The sequence below is a fragment of the Devosia sp. genome, from assembly GCF_028290435.1.
GTDB lineage: Bacteria > Pseudomonadota > Alphaproteobacteria > Rhizobiales > Devosiaceae > Devosia.
The window spans coordinates 40271-50605 of sequence record NZ_JAQGJV010000096.1 but is presented as its reverse complement, the minus strand read 5'-3'; the positions used below and the strand labels follow the sequence as shown (position 1 = coordinate 50605).

Sequence of the window (10335 nt, the reverse complement as noted above, 5' to 3'; positions counted from 1 at the left end):
CGTGGCCTCCCTTCACGTCTGGGATGACGAACGTAGCGCTGGCCCAGGGATCGCGCGACCGCATTCCCCTCCCACCAAACTCCCCACGGCCGTTCGTCGCGAACCCGCAGCCATTGTGGAGATATCGGGAGGGAGTATGCGGGAGTCTTTGGGGGCGGGGATTAGTTGGGTAAGGGGCAAAAGGCGTCCCCAATCTCGGTGTCACCCCGGCGCAGGCCGAGGCCCATCCCGAGATGCGGACGCACGCCGCCAGTGAGAGTGGCACGACAACCACCTTGCGGCAGGGGGCGATATCTCGGGATGGGTACCGGCCTACGCCGGTATGACACTGTGGGTGGGGTGGCTTTGTGCCGAGGCGAGGCGCAGGCGGCAGAAAGATGGATCACCGGGACAAGCCCGGTGATGACGGTGGGTGGCGTGAACTTGATGGCTCTAATGGGGTGAGCGTGGGGAGGGGATTGGGAGCCAACGTCTCCCACACACCGGCCCTTCCGCGGGCTTGACCCGCGGGTCACGGTGGCCAGCCACTGGCGCTTGGGCGTTGGCGAGAGGCCCGCGGGTCAAGCCTGCGGGACGGCTGGTGGGTGGGATCAGATCGAGGCCAGGCCCCATGGGGGAGGCAGGGCGGGATTGCCACGATTGGATGGGCGTTAGCGAACGGAACGATTTGCCAAGGGTTCGCCGACGCACGCAATGGTGGGTCTGTATCTGGGGGAGCGATCTTGCTAAGAGCACGCGTCTCTTTCGTGTTGGTCCGATGTTCCGCCAGTTCCGCCGTTTTCTCACCCGTCATGATCCGATGCATCATTGGCGCAGCCATCTCAAATCGAGCGGCGGAGCGGTGTTGGGGCTGGCGGCGATCGGGGGCCTGGCGACGTGGACCGGGCTGCCGCTGCTGATGGCGCCGCTGGGGCCGACGGCGCTGGCGCTGTCGGCGCATCCCGAGAGTCCATCGGCGCAGCCGGCTAATATCTTTGGGGGCTACTTTATCGCCGCGACGGTGGCGAGCGGGGCGCAGGCGCTGCTGCCGCATGCGGCGTGGGCCGCGGCGATCGCTGTTGGGGTGGTGATGCTGCTCATGCTGTTGCTGCGGGTCAATCATCCGCCGGCCGCAGCGGTGCCGCTGGCGGTGTTTGCCAGCCCGATCGCGCCGCAGACCCTGTTCGAAGTGCTGCTGGCCGGCTGCCTGTGCCTCGTGGCGGTGGCCATGGTGATGCATCGGGTGCCGCCGCGGGCGGTTTATCCACGGCTGCGCGAACCAGCCGAATAGTCGCAGGGCATTTGAATCGGTGGGGCGCAGGCGTATCTATGGGCCTTGGAGTCCAGAGGATATTGTGACCATGCGCAGCGTTGTTTTCGAGAGTTTTGGCGTGCCCGAACAGGTGCTGGGTTTGGCCGAGCGGCCAAGGCCAGTGCCGGGCGCGGGACAGGCATTGGTGCGGCTGGTGCTGTCGCCGATCCACAACCACGACCTGATGACCATTGCGGGGGAATACGGCATCAAGCCGGCGCTGCCGGCGGTGCCAGGGACCGAAGCGGTGGGCGTGGTGGAGGCGCTCGGCGAGGGCGTGGGTAATTTGAGCGTTGGCCAGCGGGTTGCCGGGGGCGCGGAGCAGACCTGGGCGGAGTTCTATCTGGTCGATGCGGCGCGGGTGGTGCCGGTGCCCGATAGCGTCAGCGACGAGACGGCGTGCCAGCTCATTTCCATGCCGCTCAGCGCCAAGATGATTTTGGCCGATCTCAAGGTGAAGTCGGGCGACTGGATCATTCAGAACGCCGGCAATGGCATGGTCAGCAAGCTGGTGTCGCGTTTCGGGGCGGAACAGGGGATCAATGTCATCAGCCTCGTGCGGCGCGACGAGACGGTGGCGGAGCTGGAGGCGCTGGGGATTGCCAATGTGGTATCGACGCAGGGCGCGGGCTGGCAGGAGCGGGTGCGGGCGCTGACGGGCGGGGCGCCGATCATCAGGGCGCTGGATTCGCTGGGAGGCGACGGGCCGGGCCAATTGCTGGATGTGGTGGCGGATGGGGCCGAGCTGGTCAATTTCGGGGCGATGACGCTGCGGCCCCTCAAGATCACCGCGGCGCAATTGCTGTTCCGCGGCATTAAGGTGCGCGGGTTTTGGGGCATGAAGCCGAACCTGGCGCCGGAAGTGATCGGGCGCATGTTCGGCGAAGTGGTGGCGCTGGCGGCCAAGGGCGAACTGGTGCTGCCGATCGAGGCGGTGTTCGGGCTGGATCGGATTGCCGACGCGGTCAAGGCGAGTGGCGAGCCGGGGCGGAAGGGCAAGATTGCGTTGAAGCCCTAATCTGCATGGACATAGGACGGCCGCAGAACCCCCACCTCAATCCTCCCCCTGGCAGGGGGAGGAGGCGGATCGGGGCTTTCAGGCATCATGCCCTCAAAGGGTCGCCCGCTAGTGCGGTTCGTGGGCGTCGGCGGTGCCGAGCAGCCAGTAGCCGGCGGCGCGGACCCATTCGGGATTGAAGCCGCGCTGTTCGACTAGATGCTGGCGCAGGGCCTTGCTCGTGTTGCTTTCGCAGGCGATGAAGGCGTGGGCGTCGCCGGAGGGGAAATCGAGGGCGGAGAGGGCGGTGAGTAGCAGGTCGGTGGTGCCGGCAGGGCGACCGTTGCGGTGCACATAGGTCAGCGACAGGTCGGTCGCGGTGGTAAAACGCTGTTCCTCGGCGGGGCTGTCCACTTCGATGACGGCGAGCACTTTTGCGCCGGCGGGCAGTTCCTCGATACGGCGGCCGATGGCGGGCAGGGCGGTTTCGTCGCCAACCAGCAGGTACCAGTCGAAGGCAGGCGGCACGATCATCGAGCCGCGCGGGCCGCCGATCAGCAATTGCTGGCCGACTTTGGCCTGGGCGGCCCAGGACGAGGCAGGGCCATCGCCATGCAGCACGAAATCGATGTCGAGCGTGTTGGCGGCGGCGTCGAACGAGCGCGGGGTGTAGTCGCGCATTTGCGGACGGGGATGGCCTTCGGGGAATTCGGCGCCATTGGGGCCGAGCACGGGAACCACGGGGGCCGCGCCCGGTTCGCCGAAGAAGCATTTGATGTGATCGGCATGGCCGAGGCTGACGAAGCCATTGAGATCGCCAGAGAGCGTGATGCGGCGCATCAGCGGGGTGATGTCGGTGACGCCGACCACGTCGAGCAGGCGCATCCGGGTTTCGTGGCGGACGCGCTGGGGCGTGCGGGCTTCGGTAAGGCTGGACATGGCGTAATCCTGAATGTGTTAGTCAGGATTTAAGATGGCGCGAAGTGAAATGCAAGGCTGGCGTGACGCGATAGGCCTAAACCAGGCCGAACATCTGGTCCTGACGCTGGCGCAGGGCGAACAGCCTTGTGCTCGTATCGGGTTGGCTGTTGGCGGTGGTGAGGAGGGCGCCCTTGGCGACGGGGGCGGTGACCTTGCCGCCTTCGACCAGGCCGACAGGGATGGCGTGGTTCTTGCGCGCGTCGCCGATGGTCATTGTGTAGGAGCGGTAGCAGGTTTCGCCGATGGCATCGAAGGTCTCGCCAACCTTGAGATCGCGCTTGGCGACGGCGCAGACTTCGGCGACGGGCTGGGGCAGGGGCACCATGTCGGGGCGGCCGTAGAGCATGATGCGCGCGCAGGTCAGCGGGACTTCAAGGCTGGTCAGGTGGTAGGGGCGGAAGAAGCTGTAATAGGGGCCGTGGCCGATATGCAGGTCATCCATGCGCTCGATGATGCGCGGATGCTCGGCCTTGACGATGACGAAGACGCCGGGGGCGACGCCCTTGCCCACCGTGTAGTCGACGACGCCCATTTTGTGCAGGATGCCGCCGTCTTCGCGGGGGATCAAAACCTTGGCCATGTCGTCGCGGTCGGCCTTGGGCCCGTGCATGCCGGGCACGTCGGGGACCAGGCCCGTGGCATTGGCGATGGCGCACATTTCGACCATGGTTTTTGAGCCATCGACGAACTCGACCAGCATGCGCGGGTTCATGTTGCGGCGGGCGGCTTCCTCGCGATAGTCGTCGGGGGTGGCGTCGTGCCAGAGCGGGTTGTTCTTGCCCTTGCCGGCGGCGACGATGGGCAGGCCCAGGGCCGAGACGAACTCGATCAGTTCCATGCAAGAGCTTGGTTCGTCCCCGGCGCCGACCGAATAGATGACGCCGAGGCGGTCGGCTTCCTTTTTCAGATAGGGGCCGATGGTGACGTCGGCCTCGACATTCATCATGACGAGATGCTTGCCGTGTTCCATGGCGGTGAGGCAGTAATCGGCGGCGACGCCCGGCTTGCCGGTAGCGTCGATGACCACATCGATATTGGGCGTGGTGACGAGGGTTTCGGCGCTGACGATGGCGATCTTGCTGGCCTCGATGGCGGCGGTGGCCTGCGCGGGTGTATTGGCTTCGCGGCCGTGGCTATCGTCGCCATAGGCAATGGTTATGGCGGCGAGCGCCGTATGGGGACGGCGGGTGGCGATGGCGGCCATTTCGATGCCGGTCATCAATGACATTTGCGTTACGAGATCGGTACCCATTTCGCCCGAGCCGATGACGCCGACCCGGATCGGCTTGCCGGTTGCGGCGCGGGCGGCAAGGTCACGGGCGATGCCGGTGAGGGCGATCTGGCTGGTCATGATGAGGCTCTCGCGAGGGTGTGTCTTCCCCTAGCACCGGCGTGAGCGCATGGGAACACCGGCCCGGTTGCCAGGCAAGCCGTTCTTTTGGGGCGGAGGGGCTGGCAAGCCCTTCTTCTGCAAAATGCTTAGCACTTCTTAAACCGTTCCAATGGAGACTGTGGCTCGGGGAATTTCTCCGTGGGGGCAGCATTCCAATCATGGTCAAGGCCGGGAAAAAAACTGTCGCATTGCCGGCAATCGTCGATCTCGATTCGCTTGATGGCATCCGCGACGGCCTGATCGACGCGATTGAGGAAGGACCGGTCGCCATTTCGGGGGCCGGGGTCGAACGGATTTCGACCAATGCGCTCTTCATGCTGATCAGCGCGGCGGAAACCGCGCGCAAAAACAATTTTGAATTCGCGATTGAGAAGCCGAGCGCAGCCCTGACCGGCGCGATCGAGCGGCTGGGTTTGGGATCCAGCTTCATGGGGATGATGAGAGGATGACTGCCTTGCGCGTACTGACCGTGGACGATTCGAGAACCATTCTGGCGATGCTGCACCATACGCTGAGCAATGCCGGGTTCGAGGTGCTGCAGGCCGAGGACGGACAGCAGGGGCTGGACGTGCTCAAGACCCAGACCGTGGATGTGGTGATCACCGACATCAACATGCCGATCATGGATGGCATCGAATTCATCAAGAACGTGCGCGCTACCGGTAACCACCAGAGCCTGCCGATCCTGATCCTGACCACCGAAACCAGCCAGGACAAGCGCGACCAGGGCAAGGCCGCCGGCGGCACCGGCTGGATCGTCAAGCCGTTCGATCCGGAAAAGCTGATCTCGGTCATCCATCGCGTCGTGCATTAAACCAGTATAAAACCCAGAAGGGTTGGGCGTTTCGCATGAGCGACCTCGACGATTTCAAAGCTACCTATTTCGACGAATGCTCGGAGCTGCTGACCGAGCTCGAGGAGCAGTTCGTCGCCATCGAGGCCGGTGAGCGCGATGCGGACCGGCTGAACGCGGTGTTCCGCGCCATCCATTCGGTCAAGGGCGGCGCCGGTGCGTTCGGTTTCTCGGCGCTGGTCGGGTTCGCCCACGCCTATGAGACGCTGCTGGATTACGTGCGCGACGGCCGCATCGAATTGACCGACGAGGTCGTGACGCTCTGCATTCGCGCCAACGATATCGTCACCGACCACGTGGCCGCCGCCCGCTCGGGCGAGGCGCTGCCGGCCGACTATGGCATGGACGAGAAGAACCGCTTCGACGCCCTGGCGCGCGGTGACGCGGCCGAGGACGACACTGCGGGCGAGCCGGACGAGGAATTCGACATCGAATTCGTGCCCGTCATGGTCAATATCGGCGGCAATGACGACGATTTCCCCGAAATCGACGATACGTTCGAAGCCCTGCCGATGGCCGGCGAAAGCGGGCATTGGGAAGTGCACTTCACTCCGCACCGGGCGCTTTATGCCCGCGCCAACGATCCGCTGCTGCTGTTCCGCGAACTGGCAGTGCTGGGCGAGATGACCACGAAGGCGGTGCTGGAAGAGATTCCGCCGCTGAGCGATTTCGAGCCGTTCGCGGTCTATTGCTCCTGGGAAATCACGCTGGTCTCGGAAACGCTGACCGAGGCGATGATCCGCGAAGTGTTCGAATTTGTCGAAGGCGATTGCGATATCGCGATTGCCCAGCTTGGCGTCGGCACGCCGCCGACCGCCGAGGTCAAGGCTGCGCTGGTGCATCCCGCGACGCCATCAGCGCCCGCAATGGCGCCGATCAACCTGCTGGAACTGGCCGACGACGAAGTTGCCCATTTGCTTGAATTCGATATCGAGCCAGCCGCTCCCGCCAAGGCCAAGGCTGACGTCGCTCCGGCCGCAGTCGCGGTTGTCGAGGCGAAGGCCGACGACGCGCCGGGCCTGAGCTTTGCCGATATCGCCGACAGCATCAAGCCGGCGCCAGTGGCCAAGGTGGCGCTTGCACCTAAGGTGGTGATTACGCCGGCCGCAACGCCTGAAACCGCGCCCGGCGAAGAAGGCGAACGCCGCAGCCTGGGCGTGCAGTCGATCCGTGTCGATCTCGACAAGGTCGATCGCGTCGTCAACATGGTGGGCGAACTGGTCATCACCCAGTCGATGCTGACCCAGCAGATGGATGAGACGCTGCGCACGCGCTATACCGAACTGGTGCGCGGGCTTGAAGTGCTGGCGCAGACGACGCGCGGCCTGCAGGATTCCGTGATGGCGATCCGTGCGCAACCGGTCAAATCGGTGTTCAGCCGCATGCCGCGCCTGGTGCGCGAGCTGGGGCTGAAGACCGCCAAGAAGATCAAGCTGGAAACCGTGGGCGAGAACACCGAAATCGACAAGACGGTGATCGAGCAGCTGAGCGATCCGCTGACCCACATGATCCGCAACTCGGCCGACCACGGCATCGAGAGCCCGGAAAAGCGCTTGGCTGCGGGCAAGCCCGAAACCGGCACGATCCGGCTTTCGGCCGAGCAAGCGGGCGGCAATATTCTGATCATCGTCGAGGACGACGGCGCCGGCATCAATCGCGATCGCGTGCTGCAGGTGGCGCGCGACAAGGGCATCGTGGCGCCCGATATCACCCCGACCGAAGAGCAGATCGACCAGTTGATCTTCGCGCCGGGTTTCTCCACCGCCGAGGCGGTGAGCGACCTTTCCGGCCGCGGTGTCGGCATGGACGTGGTGCTGTCCAATATCAAGAAAATCGGCGGCTCGGTGCATGTCCGAAGCTGGACTGGCCGGGGTACGCGCATGACGCTGCGCCTGCCGCTGACGCTGGCGGTGCTGGACGTCATGCTGGTCAAGGTCGGCGACAGCCCATACGTGGTGCCGCTCAGCTCGATCGTGGAAACCATTCAGTGTTCGCGCGCCAATTTCGAGCGCGTGCCGAGCGGCGGCCAGGTGCTGCAGGTGCGTGGCGAATATGTGCAGGTGATCGATCTGGCCCAGCGCTTCGCGATGACCACGACGACCGAGCCGGAAAACCGGTTTGTCGTGCTGTGCGAGGCCGAAGGGTCAGCCAAGGTGGCGCTGATCGTCGATGACATCATCGGCCAGCAGCAGGTGGTGATCAAATCGCTGGAAGAAAACTTCGAGCGGGTCGAAGGCATTGCGGGCGGCACGATCCTGGGCGACGGCAATGTCGCGCTGATCGTGGACGTGCAGAGCCTCAAGACCTCCATCATCCACAAGAATGCAGCATAATTTCTGCGAGTAAATGCGTAACGGGCCGTCCAGAATGGGCGGCGGAAAGGCCAGAAGACAATGGAAGCCCTCGGCTTGAGAGACGATCTCAACGACAAGTCGGCTGCTGCCGCCCAGAATTCGCTGCAACTGATCGCGTTTTCGATCGGCGAGCAGACCTATGGGGTGGAAATCACCACGGTGCGCGAAATTCGCGCCTGGAATGGGGCGACGCCCTTGCCCAACACCCGTGAATTCGTGCGCGGGGTGATCAACCTGCGCGGCACAATCGTGCCGATCTTCGACCTGCGCGCCCGCTTCGGCGATGGCCAGACCACGCCCACCAAGAACCACGTCGTCGTGGTGATGAGCGTCGGCGACAAATGGGTCGGCATCCTGGTCGATGCTGTGTCCGACATTCTGACCGTGTCGCGCGACGACATTCACAATGTTCCCGAAGGCAATTCGATCGATACCGAACTGCTTAACGGCATCGTCACCCATGACAGCCGGATGGTCGGCCTGATCGACCTGCACGCGGTGGTGTCCGGCGCCCGGATGGACAATTAGGCCGCATTAACGGCCCTGGATTTTTGCAAAAGGGCGCCCAAGTGGCGCCCTTTTGTTTTGGGGCCGGACCTATGTTCCTTTGTTTTGGGGGACATAGCGCAGGAAAATCAGGCCCGAGGCGAACCGGCGTTCCTCGACGAGGTCGAGATTTAGCTGGCCGTCGACGTCGTTGAACACCGGCCTGCCCGAACCAAGGACCACAGGCACGCAATAGAGCCCGTATTCGTCGACCAAGCCCGCCTTGATGAATTGCGCCGCCAGCGTCGGACCCGAGACCGAGAGGTCCTTGGGCGATGCCGCCTTGAGCTGGCGAATTTCTTCCGGCTGGAACGCGCGCGTGAGCTGCGTGCTGTCGCTCGATACCCGTTCGAGCGTTGAGGAGATCACCAGCTTGTCGAGCCCCTTCCAGAGCCGCGCGAAATCATCGGCGTGTTCGGACCCCGACTTTTGCGGCTGGTAGGTTTCCCAGTAGAGCATTTCTTCGTACATGCGCCGGCCGTAGATTTCGGTGCCGAGCTTGCGCATCTCATCGTTGATGAAGCCCAGCACCCCTGCGTCGAAATAGGGTGACGCATCGGCGAGGAAACCGTCGAGCGACATCATCATTCCATATGTCAGCTTGCCCATTTTTCTCTCCTTGATCAGTTCGGCATTGCGTCTTCGAGCATGGCGGCGAGGTCATCGGGCGCGTCGATCGGCATGTCATGGCCGGACACGACCTCCCGGACGGTCCATGTCGGATCGGAGCGGAAGCGGTTCGCGGTCTCGGTGAAGCCGCCATCCTTGGCCACGATGAACGTCTTCCTGGGGATGCGCTGAAAGGCGCCGGTCGTGCGAAGTTTCTGGGTAATTGTCGCCGTCGGCTGGGGTGTCGTCTTGCTGTCCACCCAGAGCCGATCCGCCTCGTTCTTGTACTCGCCCGGCGCGCTGGGCGGCGCTTGCGTCAATGCGCCCTCCAGTTCCCATCCCGGCGCCAGATCGGCGAAGGACTGGCCATCGGCGAGGACCAGGGCCTCGACGAAAACGAACGAGGCGATGCGGTCCGCCACCTGCTCGGCGACGCCCATGGCGACGATCCCCCCATAGGAATGGCCGACGAGGACAATGTCCTGCAGGTCCTTCCAGATGATTTCGTTGACGATGTCGGCGATGTGCGTGTCGAGGTTCACCTCCGGGCCGGCAAGGTGCGATCGCTCGCAGAGGCCCGTCAGGGTCGGGACCAGCATGCGATGCCCATGGTCCTGCAGCCGATCGACGACCCGCTGCCATGACCAGCCGCCGGTCCAGGCGCCGTGAGCGACGACGAACGTGCCGCCAGGTTCCTTGGCCTTCATTTTCATCCTCCATCAAACTGATTGTGTTTTGCAACCAGTTGCAGGTTAGGATCACTGATGCGATAATGCAACCGGTTTGGAGTCGATGGATGCGTGACGATCACCGCTCGGGCTGCCCGATCAATCTGTCGCTGGAGGTGTTCGGCGACAAATGGAGCCTGCTGATCCTGCGCGACATGATTTTCGGCGGCCGCCGCCATTTCCGCGAGCTGCTGCTCGGATCGCCGGAGGGCATTTCGTCCAACATCCTGGCCGACCGGCTGAAATCGCTGACGGCGCTGGGCATGCTCACGCGCGCCGACGACCCGACGCACAAGCAGAAGGGCATCTACAGCCTCAGTGAAATGGCCATCCAGCTGGTGCCGATCATGGCCCATCTCGGCGCCTGGGGCAGCAAGTGGCTGCCGGTCAGCGAGGAGCTCAGCATCCGCGCCGTCCTGCTCGAGGAGGGCGGCCCGGCCATGTGGGAGCAGTTCATGTCGGAGTTGCGGGCTGAACATCTGGGGGCGTCGCTGCCGGACGGGCAGGGGCCATCGGTCCGCGCCCAGTTGCAGGCGGGCTACGAGGCGGTCATGGCGAGGAGGGTTTCGTTCGCCTGAGGGAC

Annotated in this window: 11 protein-coding genes; 7 read left to right on the top strand and 4 right to left on the bottom strand. The window is 64.0% G+C overall.

Annotation, left to right across the window (positions count from 1 at the left end; translation table 11 throughout):
• The first annotated feature begins 757 nt into the window (after positions 1-757).
• Positions 758-1270 carry an HPP family protein gene (locus tag JWP26_RS22065; RefSeq protein ID WP_299733180.1) on the top strand — a complete coding sequence of 171 codons (513 nt, stop codon included), beginning with the start codon at positions 758-760 and terminating at the stop codon, positions 1268-1270.
• A 70-nt stretch (positions 1271-1340) separates the two neighbouring features.
• Positions 1341-2309, top strand: coding sequence for a zinc-binding dehydrogenase (locus tag JWP26_RS22060; RefSeq protein WP_299733177.1), 969 nt, complete (start codon positions 1341-1343; stop codon positions 2307-2309).
• Positions 2310-2417: 108 nt separating this feature from the next.
• Here the strand turns inward: JWP26_RS22060 and JWP26_RS22055 are convergent, their stop codons facing one another.
• The gene (locus JWP26_RS22055; RefSeq protein WP_299733174.1) at positions 2418-3227 is read right to left on the bottom strand and encodes a siderophore-interacting protein; all 810 of its coding nucleotides are present in this window, start codon (positions 3225-3227) and stop codon (positions 2418-2420) included.
• Between the two features lie 76 nt (positions 3228-3303).
• On the bottom strand, positions 3304-4620 hold the full coding sequence (locus JWP26_RS22050) for an NAD(P)H-dependent oxidoreductase (RefSeq protein ID WP_299733170.1): 1317 nt from the start codon (positions 4618-4620) through the stop codon (positions 3304-3306).
• Between the two features lie 200 nt (positions 4621-4820).
• On the opposite strand from JWP26_RS22050, the gene JWP26_RS22045 reads away from it, so the two are divergent.
• From JWP26_RS22045 to JWP26_RS22030, 4 genes are all read left to right on the top strand, one after another.
• On the top strand, positions 4821-5111 hold the full coding sequence (locus tag JWP26_RS22045) for an STAS domain-containing protein (protein ID WP_299733167.1): 291 nt from the start codon (positions 4821-4823) through the stop codon (positions 5109-5111).
• A complete protein-coding gene (locus JWP26_RS22040; RefSeq protein WP_299733164.1) occupies positions 5108-5476 on the top strand; it encodes a response regulator in 369 nt (122 codons plus the stop codon). Before JWP26_RS22045 ends, JWP26_RS22040 begins: the two co-directional genes overlap by 4 nt.
• A gap of 35 nt (positions 5477-5511) precedes the next feature.
• Positions 5512-7848 carry a chemotaxis protein CheA gene (locus tag JWP26_RS22035; protein ID WP_299733161.1) on the top strand — a complete coding sequence of 779 codons (2337 nt, stop codon included), beginning with the start codon at positions 5512-5514 and terminating at the stop codon, positions 7846-7848.
• A gap of 75 nt (positions 7849-7923) precedes the next feature.
• Complete coding sequence (locus JWP26_RS22030) at positions 7924-8397, top strand: chemotaxis protein CheW (protein ID WP_299733158.1); 474 nt, start codon at positions 7924-7926, stop codon at positions 8395-8397.
• Positions 8398-8466: 69 nt separating this feature from the next.
• Here JWP26_RS22030 and JWP26_RS22025 read toward each other — a convergent pair whose 3' ends face one another.
• Both JWP26_RS22025 and JWP26_RS22020 read right to left on the bottom strand, forming a co-directional pair.
• Entirely contained in the window at positions 8467-9024 is a 558-nt protein-coding gene (locus JWP26_RS22025; protein WP_299733155.1) for a dihydrofolate reductase family protein, read from the bottom strand.
• A 14-nt stretch (positions 9025-9038) separates the two neighbouring features.
• Positions 9039-9731 carry an alpha/beta hydrolase gene (locus JWP26_RS22020; RefSeq protein WP_299733152.1) on the bottom strand — a complete coding sequence of 231 codons (693 nt, stop codon included), beginning with the start codon at positions 9729-9731 and terminating at the stop codon, positions 9039-9041.
• 89 nt (positions 9732-9820) lie between these two features.
• On the opposite strand from JWP26_RS22020, the gene JWP26_RS22015 reads away from it, so the two are divergent.
• Complete coding sequence (locus tag JWP26_RS22015; protein WP_299733149.1) at positions 9821-10330, top strand: helix-turn-helix domain-containing protein; 510 nt, start codon at positions 9821-9823, stop codon at positions 10328-10330.
• Positions 10331-10335 lie beyond the last annotated feature (5 nt).